At 65.0% G+C, this 21,516-nt stretch carries 23 protein-coding genes; 10 read left to right on the top strand and 13 right to left on the bottom strand.

The features are described 5' to 3' along the window. The first annotated feature begins 35 nt into the window (after positions 1–35). The gene (locus T31B1_RS06400) at positions 36–1,058 is read left to right on the top strand and encodes a TRAP transporter substrate-binding protein (protein ID WP_353248607.1); all 1,023 of its coding nucleotides are present in this window, start codon (positions 36–38) and stop codon (positions 1,056–1,058) included. 22 nt (positions 1,059–1,080) lie between these two features. Further along, complete coding sequence (locus tag T31B1_RS06395; protein ID WP_353248606.1) at positions 1,081–2,241, top strand: mandelate racemase/muconate lactonizing enzyme family protein; 1,161 nt, start codon at positions 1,081–1,083, stop codon at positions 2,239–2,241. A gap of 137 nt (positions 2,242–2,378) precedes the next feature. Here T31B1_RS06395 and T31B1_RS06390 read toward each other — a convergent pair whose 3' ends face one another. From T31B1_RS06390 to T31B1_RS06355, 8 genes are all read right to left on the bottom strand, one after another. Continuing rightward, entirely contained in the window at positions 2,379–3,935 is a 1,557-nt protein-coding gene (locus T31B1_RS06390; RefSeq protein ID WP_353248605.1) for an amidase family protein, read from the bottom strand. An 85-nt stretch (positions 3,936–4,020) separates the two neighbouring features. After that, positions 4,021–4,473, bottom strand: coding sequence for a c-type cytochrome (locus T31B1_RS06385; RefSeq protein WP_353248604.1), 453 nt, complete (start codon positions 4,471–4,473; stop codon positions 4,021–4,023). Between the two features lie 23 nt (positions 4,474–4,496). Next, a complete protein-coding gene (locus tag T31B1_RS06380; RefSeq protein WP_353248603.1) occupies positions 4,497–5,057 on the bottom strand; it encodes a methylamine dehydrogenase light chain in 561 nt (186 codons plus the stop codon). A 31-nt stretch (positions 5,058–5,088) separates the two neighbouring features. After that, positions 5,089–5,706, bottom strand: coding sequence for a methylamine dehydrogenase accessory protein MauD (mauD, locus tag T31B1_RS06375; RefSeq protein ID WP_353248602.1), 618 nt, complete (start codon positions 5,704–5,706; stop codon positions 5,089–5,091). Beyond that, a complete protein-coding gene (locus T31B1_RS06370; RefSeq protein WP_353248601.1) occupies positions 5,706–6,236 on the bottom strand; it encodes a MauE/DoxX family redox-associated membrane protein in 531 nt (176 codons plus the stop codon). The genes mauD and T31B1_RS06370 overlap by 1 nt, the downstream gene beginning before the upstream one ends. Next, positions 6,233–7,444: an amine dehydrogenase large subunit gene (locus tag T31B1_RS06365; protein WP_353248600.1), complete on the bottom strand. Its 1,212-nt coding sequence runs from the start codon at positions 7,442–7,444 to the stop codon at positions 6,233–6,235. The genes T31B1_RS06370 and T31B1_RS06365 overlap by 4 nt, the downstream gene beginning before the upstream one ends. Before the next feature lie 222 nt (positions 7,445–7,666). Next, on the bottom strand, positions 7,667–8,500 hold the full coding sequence (locus tag T31B1_RS06360; RefSeq protein ID WP_353248599.1) for an alpha/beta fold hydrolase: 834 nt from the start codon (positions 8,498–8,500) through the stop codon (positions 7,667–7,669). A gap of 298 nt (positions 8,501–8,798) precedes the next feature. After that, positions 8,799–9,374 (bottom strand): histidine phosphatase family protein, encoded by a 576-nt coding sequence (locus T31B1_RS06355; protein WP_502950918.1) that lies wholly within the window; start codon positions 9,372–9,374, stop codon positions 8,799–8,801. A gap of 99 nt (positions 9,375–9,473) precedes the next feature. On the opposite strand from T31B1_RS06355, the gene T31B1_RS06350 reads away from it, so the two are divergent. The 6 genes from T31B1_RS06350 (at position 9,474) to T31B1_RS06325 (ending at position 15,162) form a co-directional block, all read left to right on the top strand. Beyond that, a complete protein-coding gene (locus T31B1_RS06350; RefSeq protein ID WP_353248598.1) occupies positions 9,474–10,262 on the top strand; it encodes a formate/nitrite transporter family protein in 789 nt (262 codons plus the stop codon). A gap of 106 nt (positions 10,263–10,368) precedes the next feature. Beyond that, positions 10,369–11,838: a helix-turn-helix transcriptional regulator gene (locus T31B1_RS06345; RefSeq protein ID WP_353248597.1), complete on the top strand. Its 1,470-nt coding sequence runs from the start codon at positions 10,369–10,371 to the stop codon at positions 11,836–11,838. A 151-nt stretch (positions 11,839–11,989) separates the two neighbouring features. Beyond that, positions 11,990–12,172 (top strand): CsbD family protein, encoded by a 183-nt coding sequence (locus T31B1_RS06340; protein WP_353248596.1) that lies wholly within the window; start codon positions 11,990–11,992, stop codon positions 12,170–12,172. A 117-nt stretch (positions 12,173–12,289) separates the two neighbouring features. Further along, the gene (locus T31B1_RS06335) at positions 12,290–13,273 is read left to right on the top strand and encodes a hypothetical protein (protein WP_353248595.1); all 984 of its coding nucleotides are present in this window, start codon (positions 12,290–12,292) and stop codon (positions 13,271–13,273) included. Positions 13,274–13,424: 151 nt separating this feature from the next. Beyond that, a complete protein-coding gene (arfB, locus tag T31B1_RS06330; protein WP_353248594.1) occupies positions 13,425–13,844 on the top strand; it encodes an alternative ribosome rescue aminoacyl-tRNA hydrolase ArfB in 420 nt (139 codons plus the stop codon). 445 nt (positions 13,845–14,289) lie between these two features. Further along, a complete protein-coding gene (locus T31B1_RS06325; RefSeq protein ID WP_353248593.1) occupies positions 14,290–15,162 on the top strand; it encodes a ketopantoate reductase family protein in 873 nt (290 codons plus the stop codon). Here the strand turns inward: T31B1_RS06325 and T31B1_RS06320 are convergent. Next, positions 15,159–16,046: a glycine betaine ABC transporter substrate-binding protein gene (locus T31B1_RS06320; RefSeq protein WP_353248592.1), complete on the bottom strand. Its 888-nt coding sequence runs from the start codon at positions 16,044–16,046 to the stop codon at positions 15,159–15,161. The two genes, T31B1_RS06325 and T31B1_RS06320, sit on opposite strands and share 4 nt — an antisense overlap. Positions 16,047–16,166: 120 nt before the next feature. On the opposite strand from T31B1_RS06320, the gene T31B1_RS06315 reads away from it, so the two are divergent. Then, on the top strand, positions 16,167–16,559 hold the full coding sequence (locus tag T31B1_RS06315) for a DUF4186 domain-containing protein (protein WP_353248765.1): 393 nt from the start codon (positions 16,167–16,169) through the stop codon (positions 16,557–16,559). A gap of 56 nt (positions 16,560–16,615) precedes the next feature. Here T31B1_RS06315 and T31B1_RS06310 read toward each other — a convergent pair whose 3' ends face one another. Next, positions 16,616–17,341, bottom strand: a complete 726-nt coding sequence (locus tag T31B1_RS06310; protein ID WP_353248591.1) for a gamma-glutamylcyclotransferase — start codon at positions 17,339–17,341, stop codon at positions 16,616–16,618. Between the two features lie 299 nt (positions 17,342–17,640). On the opposite strand from T31B1_RS06310, the gene T31B1_RS06305 reads away from it, so the two are divergent. Next, entirely contained in the window at positions 17,641–18,180 is a 540-nt protein-coding gene (locus T31B1_RS06305) for a hypothetical protein (protein WP_353248590.1), read from the top strand. Positions 18,181–18,299: 119 nt separating this feature from the next. Here T31B1_RS06305 and T31B1_RS06300 read toward each other — a convergent pair whose 3' ends face one another. The 3 genes from T31B1_RS06300 to T31B1_RS06290 all read right to left on the bottom strand — a co-directional run bounded on the left by T31B1_RS06300 (position 18,300) and on the right by T31B1_RS06290 (position 21,360). Next, complete coding sequence (locus T31B1_RS06300; RefSeq protein ID WP_353248589.1) at positions 18,300–19,898, bottom strand: isocitrate lyase; 1,599 nt, start codon at positions 19,896–19,898, stop codon at positions 18,300–18,302. A 203-nt stretch (positions 19,899–20,101) separates the two neighbouring features. Next, the gene (locus T31B1_RS06295) at positions 20,102–20,887 is read right to left on the bottom strand and encodes a hypothetical protein (protein WP_353248588.1); all 786 of its coding nucleotides are present in this window, start codon (positions 20,885–20,887) and stop codon (positions 20,102–20,104) included. Then, the gene (locus T31B1_RS06290) at positions 20,884–21,360 is read right to left on the bottom strand and encodes a hotdog fold domain-containing protein (RefSeq protein WP_353248587.1); all 477 of its coding nucleotides are present in this window, start codon (positions 21,358–21,360) and stop codon (positions 20,884–20,886) included. Before T31B1_RS06290 ends, T31B1_RS06295 begins: the two co-directional genes overlap by 4 nt. Positions 21,361–21,516: the final 156 nt, after the last annotated feature.

Raw genomic sequence — 21,516 nt, 5'->3', positions numbered from 1 at the left:
GCCTTCTCGCATGCCTGGGGCTTGCGCTGATGGCCATGATGGTAGCCCCTGCGCTGGCTGCCGACGCCGAGGCCCGGCCGCTGGCCGAGCTCGACCCGCTGACGCTGCATTTCGGCACCAATGCCCCGGTCAAGTCGCCCAGCGGTCGTGCGGTGGAGAAGTTCGCCGCACTGGTGCACGAGCGCAGCCAGGGCCAGATCACGGTCCGGATCTATCCGGCCAACCAGCTCGGCAGCAACCGCGATATGGTCGAGCAGACCGCACTCGGCGGGCTGGACATGGCCATGGAGGGTCTGGGCATCCTCGGCTATGTCGAGCCGGTCTACAACCTGCTGCAGGTACCGTTTCTGTTCGACAGCCAGGCGCATATCCACAAGGTGCTGGACGGGCCGATCGGCCAGCGTCTGGCGGCCAGCATTCTGGAAAATCGCAATATCAAGCTGCTCAGCCAGACCTGGGATCGGCTGCCGCGGCAGCTGTGCTCCAAGCAACCGATCCGCAGCCCCGCCGACATGGCCAACGTGCTCATCCGGACCGGCTCCAAGGGCGCGACCCAGACCTTCAAGCTGCTCGGCGCCAAGCCCAGCTCGATACCACTCAACGAGCTGTACCTGGCATTACAGAACAACGTGGTCAGTGCCGTCGACCTGCCGGCCGACTATCTCTACAACCTGAGCCTGTACGAGGTCTGTCCGTACATGGACGTCATCAACCACACCTACGGCACCCAGTTCGTGGCCATGAACCGGCGTGTCTACGACAATCTGCCGGACGCCTACCGCGACATCATCGAACAGGCGGTAGCCGACGCCGGACGCTTCAACAACGAGCTCGACCGCACGCTGGAGGCCAAGTACGCCCGCCAGCTGTCGGATCACGGCATGGAAATCGTGCACATCAGTCCGGCGCAGCACGCGGCCTTCAGCGAACAGGTGGCCGACGATATCGACGAACTGGAAGCGATCTGGCCTGCCACCAAGGGCCTGGGCGCCGAAATTCGTGCTGCCGCCCCCGATGACGCCCCGGACCAACCCGCCACGGCCGACGCACAGCCCTGATTCGAATCCGGTTGAAACCGTCATGAAGATCAAACGCATCGTCGAGAAGGACCTGCCGATCAGTTCGCCCGGCGCCAACGCCGTCGTCGACTTTGCCGGGCTGACCACGAGCGTGCTGGCCATCGAGTCCGATCTGGTACGCAACGGCCGGCCGATAGTCGGCTATGGCTTTGGCTCGATCGGACGCTGGTCGGTGGGCGGTCTGCTCCGCGAGCGCTTTCTGCCCCGGCTTACCGCCGCGCCTGCCGAGACGCTGCTCGACGAGCAGGGCCTGATCGATCCGTTTGCCTGCTGGCATATCGCCATGGCCAACGAGAAGCCCGGCGGCCATGGCGAGCGTGCCGTTGCGCTGGGCACACTGGACATGGCGTTGTGGGATCTACGGGCCAAGGCCGAGGGGCTGCCATTGTGGCAGCTGCTGGCCGAGCGTTACCGCCACGGCGAAGCCGACGAGAGCGTGGCTGTCTACGCCGCCGGCGGCTATTACCGCGGCGACGACACCGTGAAAAGCCTCGCCGACGAGATACGTGGCTATATGGATCTCGGTTATACCGCAGCCAAGATCAAGATCGGGGCCGCGCCGCTGGCGACCGATATCAAGCGTGTCGAGGCCGCCATCGACGTACTCGGGTCGGCCGACGCACTGGCCGTGGACGCCAATGGCCGTTTCGATCTGGACACCGCGCTCGCCTACGGACGCGCGCTGTCCCAGTACGACCTGCGCTGGTACGAAGAGCCGGGCGACCCGCTGGATTTTCGTCTACAGGCCGTGCTCGCCGAAACACTCAGCCTGCCACTGGCCACCGGCGAAAACCTGTTCTCGTCGGCCGACGCGCGCAACCTGCTGCGCTATGCGGGCATGCGGCCGGATCGCGATGTGCTGCAGTTCGACTGCGGCCTGTCCTATGGGCTGCCGGACTACCTGAAGACGCTGGACCTGTTGACCACCCATGGCTGGTCGGCGCGGGCGGTCCACCCGCACGGCGGGCATCAGATGTCTCTGAACCTTGCCGCCGGCCTGGGCCTGGGCGGCAACGAATCCTATCCGGGCGTCTTCCAGCCGCTGGGCGGCTTTGCCGACGGTATCCGCGTCGAATCCGGCCGGGTACGGCTACCCGACGCACCGGGGGTCGGGCTGGAACTCAAATCCGAGCTATGGCGTTTCTTGCGCGAGATGCTCTGACCCGGGGCACCGGCGCAGGGTCGACATCGACCCGCGCAAACCGCTACCGACCGTTAACCACGCCTGCGCAAGCGATGCAGCTCCAATTCCGCGGCGTTTCGGAGTGCAGCGTAGGCTTGCACGCACCCAGAGGATGCTCACTCGTTCAGCGGGGGCGTCGATTGCGGCGCACGACGCGCCGGCATGGCCTGCTCGAAGGCATACGCGGCGCGTAGCAGCAAGGGCTCGCTCCACGGCCGCCCGAGCATGGACAGGCCGACCGGCACACCCAGCGGCGCGTTGTCAGTGGCTGCGGAACGGCCGGCCGACAGCGTGACCACGGGCACACCGGTCAGCGCCGCCAGGATTCCGTTGCGTTGTGGTTGCGCCTGTTCGCTGATGGGCGCCACCAGCTGGCGCTGTTCGGGATAGACCAGGATATCCACATCGTGAGCGGCCATGACGCCTGCCAGGGTCGTCTTGAGCCGGTCGATGCCGGCCAGTCGTTCATAATAGTCGGGCTGGGTCATGCCATCGTCCACGGCGGCAGCGGCGGTCAGGAATTTACCCAGCGTAGCCCGGTTGTATTGTCCCGAGTCCAGGATCTGGGCCAACGAATGCACCGGCACATGATCGCCATGATCGGCCAAATAGGCGTTGATCATCTGCTTGTACTCGTATTTCTGTACGTCGTAGGCGCGGCTGAGGTCATCGGTGAACAGCCGCGAATCATCGATCTCTACCAATGTCGCCCCTTGACTCGACAACGTCTCCAGCGCGGTGTCCATCACCTGGTTGACCGGCGCATTCTCCGCGCCATTGCCGAACAGCGTGCGCAGCACGCCCACCCGCAGGCCGTTCAATCCGCCCGGGGTGACAGCTTTGACGTAGGAGTCTGGAATATGGCCCACCGAAAACGCGCTGACGGGGTCGTTCGGATCGTAGCCAGCCATCGCATCGAGCATGATCGCCACATCGGTGACGGTGCGCGCCAGCGGACCGGCCGCGTCCTGGGTATAGGACACCGGCACGATACCGTCACGGCTGATCAACCCCGCAGTCGGCCGCAGGCCCACCACGCCGTTGGCCGACGCCGGCGAGCGCACCGAGTTGACGGTATCCGAGCCGGTACCGGCCACCGCGAAGTCGGCCGCCAGGGCCGCCCCGGTGCCGCCCGACGAGCCGCCCGGGGTGCGCGTCAGGTCGTAGGGGTTCCGGGTCTGGCCGCCAAGCGAACTCAGGCTGATGCCGGTCAGCGCAAACTCGGACAGATTGGTCTTGCCGATTATCAACGCGCCCTGATCGCGCAGACGGGCGACCGAGAAGGCATCGTGCTCCGGTTGAGCGCCGGCCAGCGAGCGGGACGCGGCGGTGGTGGGCATGTCGGCCGTATCGTAATTGTCCTTGAGCACCACCGGCACACACCATAACGGCGTGGCGACGGCGGCCCCGTCGCGGGCGGCATCCAGTGCCCGGGCCTGTGCCATCGCCGCAGGGTTGACGGTGATCATGGCGTTGATCGCCGGACCCTGCTTGTCGTAGGCCGCGATCCGGTCGAGATAATGGCGAGTGACCTGAGCACAGCTGAGCGATCCATCGGCAAACCCCGCCCGCAGCTCGCCGATGGTGACATTCGCGGGCACGGCGGCGGCATGCGCGCTCCCCGCGACCACGGTGGCAAGAATCAGACAGGTTCGGAACGAAACAGAACGCATGGCGGCTCGATGACGGCGAAAGGATATCGAATACCGAGCAATATCCAGGCCAATTCGAATCCGCTTCATTCCGGTCGGGTCGGTGTCACTGCCAGGGATAGGCCGCCACAGGCAGCCCCCGCGCTTCGAGTTCGTGAACGACCGCGCGCCGGGCCTGCACCACGTCGGGCACGGACAGGGCCCGCAACCGGGCGACCTCGTCAGCGCTGAACGGCGGCACGGGATCGTTCGGCGGCGCCTCGGCCCATCGAGTGAAGATGTAGTTCATGACCTCGGCGATACCGGCATCGTCCAGGCCGGAGGCTGTAATCCCCGGTACGTGCATGAGATAGACCCGGCCGTCATGGACGCGCCCGAACGAACCCACGAAGCCACGCAGATCGGGGATGCCGCCGCGTCGACTGCCTGAGCCGTCGGCGCGATGACAGCCGCTGCAATGGATCAGATAACGGGTATGCGCCGCGGGCGCGGCCTCGACGGACACCGCCGGCCACAGACCGGCCGCGGCCAGTACGACGAGCGCTAGCCCTCCCAGCACGGATCGTATCCTCAGACCGAGGCCTATCCGCTCGATGCGTCGTCGACCTGGCCGACGAGCACGGCGACCGTGCAGTGATAGCCCATGGATGAGTTGGCCATGCACCAATTGATATCGTTGTGAAGGGCCATCTGATAGCCGGGCCGCTCGCGTTCGCTGTTCACGCATTCGGTGCCGGTACAGCTGGCCTTGCCGCAGCAGTCGTTGTAGGACACGACGTAGTCCTTGCCATCGGTCGGGTTGCGACAGGTACCCACCCAGGACACCTTGGATGCCTCGGCGCCCGGGGGACAGCTGGTGAGCGTGCCCCCACAGTCGTTGCACAAGTTCCCGTCGATCGCACAGTAGCGCCAGTAGTCACAGGCCGTCGGATCGTCGTCCTGCAGCGTGCCGCCGTTAGGCGTGGCCGCCAGGGCCCGTCCGCCTTGATCGAACGGCAGGACCGGTAGCAGCCCAGTGCCTGCCACGAACAGCGCGGCACGGCCGACGAACCCCCGCCGGCTATAGCGCTGGGCCGCCAGACGTGCCATCTGCTCTGCACCGGCATCGGTGCGGGCCAGGAGCGTATCAAGAAGTCGTTTCATGGCTGTCTATTCCCCGGTGATAGGTCCGTATTCAGGACTGAGCGCTGGGCGCATAGCCGGCTTCGGTCGGCGCCTCGAGATAACCCTGAATGGAGGCCACGCCCATGTCGTGTGCGTTGAACAGGCTTTCCAGTTGCTCGCGTGTGTTGACCAGCCCCTTGGCCCGCACCACGCCCTGGCGGTCGATGACCACGGCATAAGGCAGGCGGGCCACGCGATAGCCCAGACCCAGCTCGGTGGACAGGACATAGTCGAAGTCGTTGAGAGTGGCGGTATCGATGAAACGACGCTGACGGGACTCGTCGCCGTCGCTGGCCAGCACCACTGACAGCCAATCGCTCTCGCTGGCACGGACCGAACGCAGCACTGGAATCAGCTTCTTGCAGATCGGACAGGTCGGTGAGACGAAAAACACCAGCGTGGCCCGCTCGTCCGGCCTGCCGATCGGCACCGCGCCGCCATTCAGGCTGACCAGATCGAACACGGGCGAGGCCTCGCCGACCTTCGGCCCCGAGTCGTTCATCAGCGCGCCCATCGGCGCGATGCGCTCGTAGAGCACGCCGATCTGGCGGGCAAGCACGATGAAACCGAAACACAGGACCAGGAACGCCAGCCCCAGGAACACCACGGCAAAAGTCAGAGCGGTCATCACAATCCTCGAGATGTCAGATACATGCGGTTGGCATTGAGCTGTTCGAACAGTGCATAGAGCGCCAGGGAGAATGCGCCGGTCGCAACGACGGCCAGCGCCGCTGCCAGCGTCAGCGCACTCGGCGCGCATGCCGCGGCGAACAACGCCAGGCCGGCCAGCATGACGTTGCGAACCACAAGCGATGCGCTGAGCACCTGCGGCGCGCCACCGCACCCGCATTCGATATGGGTATGTCCGCGCCTCAGATTGCGCGCGATGATCGCGCCATAGGCGGCCAGCAGACACGCTGCACCGGTCAGACCGGCCGAACGGGTTGCCGGCCACACGATCAAGCCGACCAGCAACCATTCCGCGATCACCACGACCGCCGCGGTCTGGGCGGCATGGCGCGCCGGCACGATCCGATAGTCGGCCACGAAACCCTGAAACTCCGTGAAATCGAGGCTCTTGTGCACCGCCGCGCGCAGCATGATCAGCAGCACCAGCACGCCGGCGGTGCCCGCGGCCAGAGCGAACATCGGACTCATGGGTTGTCCCGGACCGCGGGTGCGGTCATCAGCGAGGTCGTCCAGCCCACGCGATCGTCCGAGGCCGTCTTCTCGAAGTGAAAATCGCGGTCGGCCTCGAGCGTATACACATCCACGCTTTCATCGTCCTCGTTGGCACCGTACAGCGTGGGCGTTTGCCCCTGGCTGACCGCGAGCGAGACCAGATGCGGTGCCTTCGAACGGCCGACGAGCTTCTCGTCCGCCAGGCTGTAGGCCCAGATCTCGTCAGACATATCCTTGTGACTGCCTTCATAGGCAGCGTCGTGCACGATCAGAAAGATCATGTCGTTGGCTGCGTTATAGGCGCTGACCCCATAGCCACCGGGGGCCCAATGCCCTTCGACGCCGTCGGTCACTGCCATTTTCCGAACCAGCGTCGGCTTGTCGGCGCTGTCGTCGACCACATACAGATTGCCGTTGAACGAGGTGAACACCAGATGACCGTCGGTCGTTCGTACCGAGTGCAGGTAGAGTGCGTCGTGCTCCACATCGAAGAAGGGCTCGGACGGCGTGGCCATCGGTTCGTCGGCGTCGACATCATAGGCGTTGAGCGTGCCCGGCCCGCATAGCGTCGTGAAACGATGGCCTTCGACGCTGGGGAAAATGCCGTAGCAGCCCGGCGTGGGAATCTCGCCGACGACCTTCATCGCCTCCAGGTCGACCACGGTCACCGAAGTACCCGGCGTGGCGTTCTGCACGTACAGGTATTTCTCGTCGGCGCTGATCTCCAGCAGATGCTCCATGCCGATGGACTTGACCGCCTTGTTGGGCACGCTCACTTCGGCGATCGGCTCGAGTGTCTTCAGGTCGAAGACCTGCACTACGCTGTCGATGGGCCCGTAGGTATAACGCTTCATGTAGTCGGACAGACCATAGACCTTGCTGTGGTCATGGCTGACGATGAACTGCGATGTCAGCCCGAGCGAAAGCAGTCCCTGGTAGGTCAGCCCGTCCTGGGCATAGACATGAATGCGGCTGGCCCCGTCCCAGCTGGCCTGGTTGACCAGCACGAGCGCACCGCCGTCGGTCGATGGCTTGACGGTGAACGTCTCCGGCTCGAACGCCTTGCCGGTGGCAGGCGCCGCTGCGTTGCCAGCCGCGTGTGCGGCGCCGGCCAGTGACAGCGCACAGATGGCCCCGACCGCGACCGCCCGACGTGAAATCCGATAGAAAAGACTGACTGTCATCGTTGCCCCTGAACGCCGATTTGCCACCTCCGATGCAAGAGGTAGGCCAGCGGCGCCCGGCGCACGACAACGGCCTTAACCGGAACAGCGGTGCCGGCCTGCACCGCCATCGGTCGGCGTGCGCAACAAGCGTGCCCCACGAGCGAACGAAAGCACCGATCAAGAAAAAGGCCGCGGTCGTCGACCGCGGCCCGAGATCATCGGCGGTGCCGATCGAGCTGGCTAACCGAGGAAGTCGATCAACGCTCGGTTGAACTGCTCGGCGTGCGTGGCGTTGATGCCGTGAGGGCCACCCTCGATGAGCGTCAGCGAGCAATCGGCGATCGAATCCACCGATCGCTTGCCGCTGACCTCGAACGGCACGATGCTATCGGCATCGCCGTGAATGACGAGCGTGGGCAGATCGAAGCGTTCCAGATCGGCACGGAAATCGGTGCGGCCGAACGCCGCGATACAGTCCAGCGTGCCCTTGGGCGATGCGAACCAGGCAATATCGCGGTGATACTGACGACTCGCTTCGCTGACCAACAGGCCGCCCTGCTCGGTAGAGAAGAAGCTCGTGGCGAAGTCCTCGAAGAAGGCCAGCCGGTCGTCGGTCACGCCGTGTTCGAACTGCTCGATGGTGGCATCGTCCAGACCACCGTCGGGATTGTCGTCTGCCTTGTACAGATACGGCGGCACCGCGGCGGCCAGCACCGCACCGGCCAGACGTTCGGTGCCATAAGTCCCGATATAGCGCGCGACTTCACCGCCGCCCATGGAAAAGCCGACCAGCGTGGCGCCGCGCAGATCCAGATGCGTCATGAGCGTGTTCAGATCGGCAGCCAGGGTGTCGTAGTCGTAGCCGCCCCATGGTTGCGACGATTTGCCGAAACCACGGCGATCGTAAGTGATCACCCGATGACCCGCCGCCACCAGTGCCGGCACCTGTTTCTCCCACGAACGACCGGACAGGGGCCAGCCGTGGATGAGCACGACCGGCTTGCCGCTGCCATAGTCTTCGTAATACAGCTCGACCGGCGTGTCGTTTTCTCGTGCGACTTCGACAAATGCCATGGAATGCCTCCTCTGTTCGTACCTGCTGGAAGATATGGCGACGACGGTCCGCCGAGACAACCGCCGCCGGCGGCTTCGATGCCGAGCTGATCGATCGCCCGTGCCGTCGGCAGCTCGCTGGAGACGACACTGATCTGCCCGCCAGCACGCTGCAAAGTCGAACCCGGCCGCCGATCCGACACAGGTGCAGCCGCTGTTGCCGACCACCGGTGGCGGTGTCGGGCATGCGTTCAACACGTGATGCACACGACGCGCACTTGGTGCGGCTCATTCCGGGCAGGACCGGCGCGCTCTGTGGTCACGGCGGCGCGATACGGCCGATCACCGCCAGCCCGTGCGAGTCCGGCCTGACCACGACGATTTCCCCGGACGCCGGGAAAACACCTGTCAACGCCGTGATGTTGACCTGATGGGTGACCAGTATCTGCACGCCGGTGTCGGCCTCGGCCAGTCGCTGTTCGATTGCGGCGGTACGCGCCCGGCCTTTGTCACGATCCTCGAAGAAGGAGTTCAACGCCGGCAGCGGACGCACCGGGCCGAGCCCCAGCAGCCGGGCCGTTTCCAGACACCGGCACCACTGGCTGGAATAAACGCTGGCCCGGGCGATGCCATGTTCCCGAAAACGCTGGCCGATGGCACGTGCCTCGGTGCGACCCGCCGCCGACAGAGTGCGCTGAGTGGCACAGTCGTCGAGCACGAACCCGGCCGGATCGCCCGTGCCCGGCGCGCTGGCATGGCGCATGAGTGCAATGGCCTCGCCGCTTGCCAGGCGATGCCACAGGGCCGTGTCATCGGCCGCCAGCGCGGGCGTGCCGGCGACCATTAGCCACAGGACACCCAGACAGAGGCCGATCGCGATACGGGCATGATTCATGGCTCGATCCTCGCCGAATGACAACCACGATTACAACCTTACCCGCTCCGCACGAGCGCTCGTGTAATCTGTGCCGCCCCGAGATTTACGATGGCGGTCATGGCCCAGCAGAATCCCACGCCGAACGCGCGCGTTTCAGCCCGCGCTATCTATCAGAGCATCCGTCAGGACGGCGAACAGGAACTGGCGCGCCCGGTCGGTTCACTGTGGTGGTCCGGGGTGGCCGCGGGTATTGCGATATCCACCTCGGTGGTGGCCAAGGGGCTGCTCCATCTCCACCTGCCGGACAGCGAATGGCGCTCGGTTGTCGAGAATCTTGGCTATTGCGTGGGGTTCATCATCGTGGTGTTCGGCCGCATGCAGCTGTTCACCGAGAACACCATCACGGCGGTGCTGCCGCTCATGGCCGCACCCAGCCGCGACAAGCTCTGGTGCATTCTTCGGCTATGGAGCGTGGTGTTCGCGGCGAATATGGTCGGCACATTCGTGGCCGCCACGTTCACCGATATCATCGGCTTCGCCACCGCCGACCAGCTCGCCGCCTTCCAGCACGTGGCCCAGGCCCTGCTCGACAAGAGCTGGATGGAGATGCTGCTGCACGCGATCCCGGCGGGCTTCTTCGTGGCCGCGCTGGTCTGGATGCTGCCCAACGCACGCGGCTCGGAGGTCTGGATCGTGGTGATTCCGACCTATGTAATCGCACTCGGCGGTTTCGCCCACGTGGTCGTCGGGTCGATGGAGGTCTTTCTGCTCGTACTCGATGGCCAGGTCAGCGTGTTCTCGGGGCTGGTCGACATGCTGCTGCCGATGTTCATCGGCAACGTGCTGGGCGGCACGGTGCTGTTTTCGCTGCTGGCCTACGGTCAGGTACGTCAAGAGATCGACTGACCGCCAGGCGCGCAGCAGATCGGAACAGCGGGGGCTGGTATTGCGCGGCGTTTGCCGCAACACTAGCGTCGCGGGCCGCCTCCCACCCGTGCCCACCGCGCCCGCCGTGACCACACCAACGCCCCGCCGCACCGACCGCCGTCAGCTCCAGCAACTCATTGCCGGTCTGTCGGAAGGCATCATCCTCATCGACTGCGATCGCCATATCCTGTGGGCGAACGAATCGGCGCTGGCCCTGCACGACGTCGAAGGCGTTGATGAGCTCGGCAAGACTGCCGCCGGCTACCGCCGGCGCTATACGCTGACCTATCGCAACAACCACGCACTCGCCCCGGCGCAGTATCCGATCGACCGGCTGCTGGCCGGTGAGGTCTTCGAAGATGTCGTCGTGCGCGTACAACGTCGTGGCGATCCCGACTCCGAGCGCACCCACAGGATGCGGGGACGCATCCTCACCGATGCCCACGGGGAGACAGACTGTCTGGCCCTGATGATCGACGATGTCACCGAGCGTTTCACCGCAGAGGAACGTTTCGAGCGCACCTTCAATGCCAACCCGGCGCCGGCGCTGATCTGTCGGTTGTCGAACCTGCGCTATCTGAGGGTCAACCAGGGTTTCATGGACATGACCGGCTACGTGCGCGAGGACGTCATCGACCAGTCCGTGTACGCCATCGATGTGTTCGCCGCCTCGACCGGGCGCGATCTGGCCATCGAACGTCTCGGTGAAGGCCGCACCATTCCGCAGATGGAGGCGACCCTGTCGTTGCCGGACGGCACGACCAAGCTGGTAGTGGTCGCCGGCCAGCCGATCGATATCGGCGACGAGGCCTGCATGCTGTTCACGTTCATGGACCTGGAGCCGCGCCGTACAGCCGAGGCGGCCCTGCGTCAGAGCGAGGAGCGTTTTGCCACCGCGTTCCGGCTGTCGCCCGTGCCTACGCTGGTGCTCGATCGGGCCAGCGCCGATATCCTCGACGTCAACGATTCCTTCGGTAGCGTGTTTGGCTACAGCTCGGACGACGCCATCGGGCGTTCGGCGATTGCGCTCGGCCTGCTGGGCGATCTGGACCTGGCCGCCCGACTGGATTCGACCGACGGCGCACACGGGATCGAACTACAGGCCCGGGCCGCCGACGACACGCCGATCGACTGCCTGCTGGCTGCCGATGGCGTAACCATTCACGGTCAGGACTGCGTGCTGGTGGTGCTCCAGGACATCAGCGAACGCAAGCGCTCCGAGGCCGAATTGCTGGGCGCGATCGAAGCGGTGATGCGCGATACCTCCTGGTTCAGCCATACCGTGATCGAGAAGCTGGCCAACATCCGCACCGCCAAGCACACGGTGCCCGACGAAGGCCCCAGCCTGTCCGACCTGACCGCGCGCGAACAGGAAGTGCTGGCGCTGATCTGTCGCGGCCAGGCCGACAAGCAGATCGCCCGGACCCTGTCGGTCTCGCTACACACGGTGCGCAACCACGTGGCCAACGTCTATTCGAAGGTCGGCCTGCACAAGCGGGGCGCGGTCATCGTCTGGGCCCGCGAACGCGGCTTTCCCGGCGACGACCCGGCCTGAACGGCCTATACGCCGGTGCAAACATACTAGTTCGACTGGTGCATTTCCGTCTGTTGCGCCGGCCACGGCAACCGTAAAGTTTCAATCGTGAACCGGACGGTTCGCCCGGGCATCCCCGGTGACTGTCATCTACTTTTCTAGGAGTAAGACCATGGTTGACAAGGAACGCATCAAGGGCAAGGCCGAACAGGTCAAGGGTTCGATCAAGGAGCAGGTCGGCAAGGTGACCGGCAACCGCGAAACCGAAGCCGAGGGTCGGGCCGAAAAAAACAAGGGCAAGACGCGCGACAAGGTCGGCAAGGTCAAGGACACCGCACGCGACGTCGTGAAATAGCCCTTCACGCCCCTGTTGATTGACGAGGCGCGTCGGGCGACCGGCGCGCCTTTTTTTCGCCTCGCACAATCTATTGCAGCGTCTTTTAACGACGATCTGCCACTGGAGATGAATGCCATGGTCACCGCTACCCGTTCCCTGCACGGCGCCACGCTACCGACTCAGATTTCCTGGGGCGCCATCCTGTGTGGTTGCGCCCTGTCTCTGATCGCCTATCTGCTGTTCAGCGTCTTCGGTACCGCTCTGGGTACCAGTTCGCTCGACCCGGGCACCGGGGACGACAGCCTCGCCGGTTTCTCGATCGGTGCCGCCGCGGTCTTTGGCGTGGCCAGCGTGGTGGCCATCGGCCTGGGTGCATTCGTGGCCGGACGTGCGGCACCGGCACTCGGGGGCTTGCACGGGGTAATCAGCTGGGCGGTGACCACGCTGGTCACTACCTTCCTGCTGGCCTCGGTGGTCACCGGTATCACCGGCACCGCTTTCAACCTGCTGGGCAGCGGATTGTCCGCGGCCGGCCAGGGCGTAGCCGCCGCCGCACCGGCAGTCGCCGGGAAAGCAAAGCAGGCGCTCGACGATAATGGCGTCAAGCTCGACTGGAACGATCTGAGCGGACAGCTCGACACGCTGCTCAGACAGACGGGCAAATCCGAACTCGACCCGGAACGGCTGAACGACCAGGCCCGGAACAGTGCCAAGGCCGCGGCCGACGATACGCGCCAAACCGCGGCCAATCCGCAACAGGCCGATGAGACCCTCGGCCAATGGTTCAAGCGGGTTCGCGAACAGGGCGCGCAGGCACTCGATGCGGCGGACAAGCAGGCGCTGGTCAATATCATCCAGGCGCGTACCGGCAAGTCGCAGGCCGAAGCCCGCCAGATCGCCGATCGCTATGAAAAGACCTACAACCAGGCGATGGCGAAATATGCCCAGCTCAAGCAGCAGGCCGAAGCCCAGGCCAAGCAGGCGGCGGCCAAGACAGCCGCTGCGGTATCCAAAGCCGCCTGGGTCACCCTGGCGATACTGATCGTCGGCGGACTGATCGCCTATGCCGGCGGCACCGCCGGCCAGCGTCGACGCCAGGCCGCCTACGAGCCAATCTGAACCCGACGATCGGTAGCGCCCACGCGCCGGGCCCGAACCGGCCCGGCGTGTGGGCGTCCGTCGATAGCCACACGCGCGCTCGTGCGAGCGCGAGCCAGATACTACACTCGAAGGCCCGAACGCCGCCGACGGCCGATGCCGATCCCTTTCGATGCTGCCCATATCCAATACCGTCGCCCTCCCAGATCACGAGATCGACCTGCAGGCCATACGCGCCCAGGGCGCCGGGGGTCAGAACGTCAACAAGGTCGCCTCGGCCATTCATCTGCGCTTCGATATCGCGGGCTCCTCGCTACCGCAGATCTACAAGCAACGACTGATGGCACTGCACGATCAGCGGATCAACGCCGACGGCGTGATCGTGATCAAGGCACAGCGGTTTCGCTCGCAGGACAAGAACCGCGAAGACGCGCTGGCACGCCTGCAGACGCTGATTCGCAGCGCCGTGCGCGAGCGCAAGAAACGCAAGGCCACCCGCCCATCGCGCGCGGCGCGCAACAAACGCATGGATCGCAAGACCCGCCATGGCCGGACCAAATCGCTGCGCGGCACACCGGCGCGCGACGACTGATCCCGCCTGGCCCCGTCCCCGGTGATCGTCATTCATGCGCCCATCGACCGGTACGTGCGGTCGCCGGTCACGGCTTTTTCCCGGCGAACCCTCGACACGGTGGGCATCGACTGGCGCGGGCCGGCGACCCCGTCCGCTCGTCGAGCCTTCGCGATGGATCATATGGGCTTGGCGCAGCTGCCCCCGATCACCGATTACATCCTGTACGTTTTCGGGTCGCGTTGGCCTCGGCGTATGGGCCAGCGGAGCGGACGTGCGCCCGCCCCGGAGACCGATGGCACGATGCTGCGACACGCCGGCACGCTCGCGCCTGCCCGTGACAGTACGAGCGGTTGCCGATCAAGGGCGACTTGCGATCAGACAGCGCTGGCCAAGGTATGCATATGACACGTCGACACGCTCTCAGGCCGTCGCTGATGTCCGATAACCCAAGCAGAAGACAGGCATGACCCGCCGACCCTGTTGGCGTCTGGCCGGGGCCGGCAATATCGGCACCATGGCGGCCTGGTACTTGGGCCGGGCAGGACATGGCGTGCGCCTGGCGCGGCCCGGCGCGGCACGACGGCACAAGACGCTTTTCCTGAGCACGGATGAGGCCGCCCGATCACTCGTGCTCGAACCGCCGGCAGACGACGGCGAACCGATCCGTCACCTGGTGCTTGCCTGCAAGACGCCCTGGAACGCTGCCGTGCTCGACGCGCTCCCACTGGCCGACGACGTATGCGTACTGCGACTGCAAAACGGTATCGGTGACCTCCGCGCCTGGCTTCCCGAAAGCGCTCGTCTGATCGAGACTATCACCACGAACGCGGTCAAGGGCCACGACCCGGTCCACCGGATCATGGCAGAGAACCAGACCTGGATGGGCGACGGCGGTCCGCGACCGGGCTGGTTTGCGTCGCTGGCCGATCATTGGCCCGGCCTGGCATGGACGACCGACATCCGATCGCATCAGTGGGCCAAGCTGGTCGCCAACGCCGCGATCAATCCGCTCACCGCGCTGTACGACGTCGACAACGGCCGCCTGCTTGACGATCCGACGCTCTACGAACGGCTGTGTCTGATCACGGCCGAAGCCGATCAGCTGCTTGCCCGACTGGATCCGACCTGGCCGGGTCGTTCGCAGGCCCACGTGGACGCGGTCGCCCGAGCGACGGCGGCCAATACCTCGTCCATGCGGGCCGATGTCCAGAAAGGCGCGATCACGGAGATCGCGGCAATCAACGGCTGGTTACTGGCCCGAGCCGCCGAACTCGGCCTGGACCTGCCGGCCAATCGCGCGGTGGTCCACGCGTTGGCCGGCCGGGCCGCGGATTAACGTGTATCCGCGTGGCCGGTCCACTCGGCGATCACCTCCGGGTGCTCGCTGATAAACGTCGCGGCCGCCTCGTCATAGGAGGTCTGCTCGGCATTCACCAGCATGGTGTTGATCTGCTCGAGACTGTAGTGCATGCGTTTGAGCATGGCATGCACATCGGGCTCACTCTTGGCCAGGCCCTGGCTGGCAATGGCATCGACATGCTCCTTGCCGCCGAGCACGCCCTTGGGATCGTCCAGGTAGCGCAGATCGAAGCGTTGCCACATCCAGTGCGGGCTCCACGCGGTCACCACGATCCATTCATGGCTGTCGATCGCGCTGGCCAAGGCGGCCGTCATCGCCGCGCTGCTCGCGGTGATCAGTCGATAGTCGTCCAGGCCGTAGGTTTCAAGCGCCTCGGCGGACAACGCCATCTCGCCGGCACCGGCGCTGATGCCCTGGATTGTGCCGCCGAGCTTGTCGGCGACCGCCGGCTTGTCCAGATCGGCGATGCTGGCGAGTTGATCTTCGGGCACGTAGGCCGGTACCGCCCAACCGATCCGTGCGCCGTCGAACAATTCGCCGAGATTGTCGACCTGATCGCCGACGCGTTCCATGTAGGCGGCATGCGTACGTGGCAACCAGGCGACCAGAAACAACGAACGGTCGTCGTTGGCGACCCCGAGAAAAGCCGGGCCGACGGACACGGTCTTGAGCTCGACGGGCACATCGTATTCGGACTCGATCACGTCGCGCGCCACCCGGCTCATGACCTGGCCTTCGGCGTATTCGTCGACATAGATGGTGATCGGCGCGTCCTTGGCAAGCGCGCCGCCGGCCGGCAACAATGCGCCCGCGAGTGCGGCCAGTACCATGCAGACGGCCAGAAAACGGGAATGAGGCATGCAGAGACCTTGGCAGGATAGCCAGAAAAGTGATGATTGGGAGTATTGGCAATCGTCGCTGCGACCGCAAACGCGCAGGCTGCGATGCACGGCCGATCACGACCGGCAGTGGCCGGCGTGATGCGTGATCGCGACGCGCTGTTCGCGGCACTGGCCCGCTCGGACTTCCGTCGCCGCTTCGCCCTGTCTGCGCGTGATGCCGGCTATCTCCAGGCTCGCGGACTCGATGAGGTCATGGCCCATGCCGAGCGGTTTATCGATGAGCGGCTGGCACCGGCGGCACCAGTCAACGATGGCCGCCAGACACCGATGCGCGGGCACCCGGTATTCGTCGCCCAGCACGCCACTGCGGCCTGCTGCCGCAGCTGCCTGGCCCGCTGGCACGAGATTCCTGTCGGCCGCGCGCTGACCGTGGAGGAGCGCGCGCACGTGCTCGCCTCGCTGCGCCGCTGGTTGGGCGATGCCCCGCGACGGCGTCCTGGGCGTTCGACACGCCAGCACGAACTGTTCTGAGCGGTTCTGGCCGACGTTCGCCACGCTTGCGTTGACAACGCTTTCGACGCCGGTGGTCAACGCGCGCCCGGCCAGTCGCATACCCGTTGCTGCAACGCGCGCAGCCGACGATCGACAATGCCCTGCTCGTCGAGATGGCCGACGGTATTGTGCAGATACTCCGCGCTCGCCCCGATCATGCCGTGGCCGGTGGCCAGCAATGCGACCACATCATCGTCATCGAGCCGGCCGCAGTAGCACGGATGCGCCGGGTCGACGACAAACGCGATGGACCACAATCGCGGGCCGCCGTCGTCCGGTCGAAGTTCCACCCATCGCGGCTTGTAGACGCCGGTGAGCATCTCGCGCCGCCAGACCATCAGCAGCTCGTGTTCCAGGTCGTCGCCGATTACGCGCAGCGCCACGCCGCGGCAGGAGCCGCCGGGCACGATGCCGAGCATCATGCCCGGCGCTTCGGGGGAACCCCGGGCATAAGTCAGCTTCAGCTGGAAATCGCGATGAAAGCCGTATAGCCGCGCCATGCGCCGTTCGGCCACCGGCACACACGGGTTCCAAAGCAACGAACCGTAAGCGAAAAGCCAGACGCCGTCTGTCGGATCCACGGGGGCGGGCCTAGTGGCGAGCATGCGCTGCATGGACGCGCGAATGGCGTCGTCGCTGTTCAATGCCACTTCCGGGTGGCGTTGCGACATGGCATGTCGAATACCGTCGCGTTCCAGCACCTCGCGAGTAATGCCGTTGGGCAAAAGCGAGGGTCTGGCAGGCTGGGCTGGATCAGTCATGGTCACCCAGTATCGCGCGCACGGCGGCTGGCGGCCAGCCCAGGGCATGGAAATATCGCCATCGCGCACTGTCGACGACAACCCGGGCGGACGTTCGTCGCCCCCTCGTCGTGGCACGTCCGGCGTGATTGCCGCTAAAAGCGTGGTTTCAGCAGCGAACATCGGAGAAAACCGGACCAAAAAACCGCGGCTCAGTCACCGCGCCGATCGCTTCATACAACAACGCGAAAGGAATTCGGCCCACGTGGCGTGCCAGAATGCAAGGCCGATTGTGAAGGCATACCGACAAGGAGACAGGCATGACGCTCGACGAAGACCTGCAGGCGATCCGCCGCAAGCTGGCCGCCATGAAAGACAACGGGGACACGACCTTCGACGAGCGCGAGCGAGAGTTGCTTGCCGATATGCTCGGCAATGCCGAGCAGCGACATGAAGCCGGCGCCGGCCTGGCGGGAAACGGCCGCCAACGTTCCGGCATGCAGCGAGAGATCGATTTCTTCCTCGTGTGTCTGGGGTGGTCGCTCGCGGTGTTCGCGATTCTGGCGACGCTCAACTGGTCCGGCGATCACGCCATGGACGGCGCCGGCGTTTTCGGAGTGGCCTTCGTGGCCGGCTTGAGCGCGGCGGCCCTGCGCGCATTCTATATCGGGGCCTGGCAGCCGGCGGGCCTTGCCGCCTGGCAGATCGTGGCCGGGCTGGTACTCCTGATTTCGCTGATCACCCTGGCCATGGCCGGTGCCATCGGCGCGGCACTGGGCATGGTCGTGGGCGCGGTCGTGTTCCATGCGCTGGTCCGCAACCGTCATGCCCGCCGCGTATCGGTGTCCGAACAGGGCTGATCCACGGGTCGCGCCCGCGGGCTGCCCGCGAAAGATGCACAAAAAAGGCGGGGCCGAGGCCCCGCCTTTTTCTTGGACGACAACGGCCGAACCGTCGCTACGCCACCATGAGTTGGCTCCTAGCCGAACTGGTTCATGGTGTTGTCCTTGCCGCCGGCCTTCAGCGCGCCTTCGCGCGAGAAGAACTCCTTGTGGTCATCGCCGATGTTGGAACCGGCCATGTCCTGATGCTTGACCGTGGCAATGCCTTCGCGGATCTCGACGCGCTGGACGCCCTCCACGTAAGCCAGCATGCCGAGATCGCCGAAGTAGCCCTTGGCGAGCTGATCGGTCGACAGGGCCGCCGTGTGGTAGGTGGGCAGCGTGATCAGGTGATGGAAGATGCCGGCCTTGGCCGAGCCTTCCGCCTGGAAATCCCGCGTCCATTCGTCGGCGAGCTTGCCCAGCTCGGTGTCGTCGTACTTCACGTTCATGAGCTGATCGCGGTCGTAGCCCGACACATCCTTGCCCTGTTCGGCCCAGGCGTCGTACACCTGCTGGCGGAAGTTCAGCGTCCAGTTGAACGACGGGCTGTTGTTGTAGACGAGCTTGGCATCCGGAACCACCTCGCGAATACGATCGACCATGGAGGCGATCTGCTTCACGTGCGGCTTCTCGGTCTCGATCCACAGCAGGTCCGCACCGTTCTGCAGGCTGGTGATGCAGTCCAGCACGACGCGATCCACGCCGGTGCCCTTCTTGAACTCGAACAGGCCGGAGGCCAGACGCTTGACCGCGACCAGCTTGTCGCCCTGCTTGATCACCACGTCGTTCGGCGTGATCTCGGCGGCGTCGGTGATTTCCTTGCCGTCGAGGAAGCTGTTGTACTGGTCACCCAGGTCACCCGGCTCGTTGGAGACCGCAATCTGCTGGGTCAGGCCGGCACCCAGCGAATCGGTACGGGCGACGATGACGCCGTCGTCCACGCCCAGCTCCAGGAACGCATAGCGCACGGCATTGATCTTGGCCAGGAACGAGGCATGCGGCACGGTGACCTTGCCATCCTGATGGCCGCACTGTTTGACGTCCGAGACCTGATTTTCGATCTGGATCGCGCAGGCACCGGCCTCGATCATCTTCTTGGCCAGCAGGTAGGTGGCCTCTTCGTTGCCGAAGCCGGCATCGATATCGGCGATGATCGGAATGACATGGGTCTCGAAGTTGTCGATCTGTTCCTGCGCCTTCTTCGCCTTGACCTCGTCACCGGCTTCCTTCGCCGCCTCCAGATCACGGAAGTAATGGTTGAGCTCCCACGCATCGGCCTGCTTGAGGAAGGTGTAGAGCTCCTCGATCAGCATCGGCACGGTGGTCTTCTCGTGCATGGACTGGTCAGGCAGCGGGCCGAACTCCGAGCGCAGCGCGGCAACCATCCAGCCCGACAGATACAGATAACGGCCTTTTAAGGTGCCGAAATGCTTCTTGATCGAGATGGCCTTCTGCTGGCCGATGAACCCGTGCCAGCAACCCAGGGATTGCGTGTACTTGGACGAATCCTTGTCGTAGGCCGCCATGTCTTCACGCATGATCTTGGCGGTGTACTTGGCGATATCCAGACCGGTGTGGAAACGGTTCTGGGCGCGCAGACGCGCGGCGTGCTCGGGGTTGATTGCCTCCCAGCCGCCGTTCTGGTTATCACGCAGCGACGCAATCGCGTCCACGTCCTTGGAATACTGTGACATCGTCAATCCTCTCGCTTGAAAGATAGGCCCGGCTCGGGCGATACGCCGTCTGACAGCCGTCGGTCGGCGGCACGATCACCGGATGCCGCCATTCTAGGGGGCGCCTGCGAATACGAAAAGTCAATGCGCGTGATATCCGACATTCATGTCATGAATGCAGATCGCCGCGCGCCATTGCGGGCCTACAACCAGGCGATCCCCGCTCAATACAGGGCATCGCCGGTCCCGCCGACGGTGTAGTAACGGCTGTAGTGAAGCGGAAAGTCCGCCCGGCCGGCCGAGCCGGGTACGCCCGGTCCGATGCCACGGGCACGCGCCAGCGCCGCCGGGTCCCGGGTCAGCACGTCGCCGAAATAAGTGCGCTCCGGGGTATCGTCGGTGATCGCCAGACTGCCGAGGACGTCGCGCGCGGCGGCATCGTCGAGCGGTTGACCGATGGCGCTGCAGTAATAGCCGAACAGCGCGCGCCCGGGCCGGTGAAGCGGATCCTCGGCGACCGTGTCCCACGTTCCCACAAAACTCACGCAGCCACGCTCGCCCGCGCCACCGGTGTGTCGATAACGCTGATAACGCAACGCCCCGGGCTCGCGCCGGAGCAGGCTCACCGCGGCAGATGTCTGGACCGCTGGACGCGCGTTGAATCGCCAGCCCATATTCAGTCCGGCCAGATCGTAGTGCGCGAACTCCAGCGCCGTCTGTCGGCCGTTGGCGACCAGATAGACCATCTCTGCGCGGGCCTGCTCGGCCGTAGCGCCGTGGATGGCGAGATAGGCTTCATAGTCGGCCGGATCGCGATACACAACGCTCACGCGCTCGGCGTCGGCATCGAAACCCTGTGTAAATCGCACCGGCCGGTCGGCCACATCGGCAAAAACGGTTGCCGGCGGTGGACTACGAAACAATGCACAGCCCGTCAGAACGAGCGCGGGCAGGATCACGCCGAACACGGTCTGGCGCGCCGCTCGCCGGCGCCAACCTGGCGTATTCATCGGCGGCTGGCCGGCGAAACCCACATCTCGATCACGGCACGGCAGACCGTCTCGCCGCGCGCGTCGCGAATATCCACCGTCACCGGATAGGCGGCGCTTTCAGCGAGGCCGACCGTGGCGTCGGTGTACGCGGTGGCGCTCAGATCCGTCGCTGCCTTTTTCAGATACTCGACCGTCATGCCGCGCGGAATCCAGCGCTGTTCGGTGGAGAGCGTGACCTCGGTCAACACGCCCGCGGCGAGTTCGGCCATATTGCACATCGCGATCGCGTGTACCGTGCCGATATGGTTGGCGACCGCACGCCGTTTGCGAATCGAGACTTCGACATGCCCCGGCTCGACCCTGTGTACCAGCGGGCGAATGCTGGCGAAGTACGGCGCGCGCAGGCACACCGCTCGGCTGAACAGCCACCGCCCGCCAGGTTTGCTGGAGGCGGTGCGCCAAAGACTCAGTACACGGGGCGTTCGGGACATGCTTGGCTCGATGCAACCGCAGCGGCAGCGGCGGCTGGCAAATTGAAGACTTAACCATAGCCGAACCGCGCCGGCTGGACAGCCAGTCGCACACCTACCCCCGGTCGAGCGCCCCGAACTTGACGACATCGCGACGGCTGCTTAAATCATGAGGAC

The organism is Salinisphaera sp. T31B1, assembly GCF_040361275.1.
Lineage (GTDB): Bacteria > Pseudomonadota > Gammaproteobacteria > Nevskiales > Salinisphaeraceae > Salinisphaera.
The sequence above is the reverse complement of the archived record's forward strand: the minus strand, read 5'-3'. Positions and strand labels throughout refer to the sequence as shown.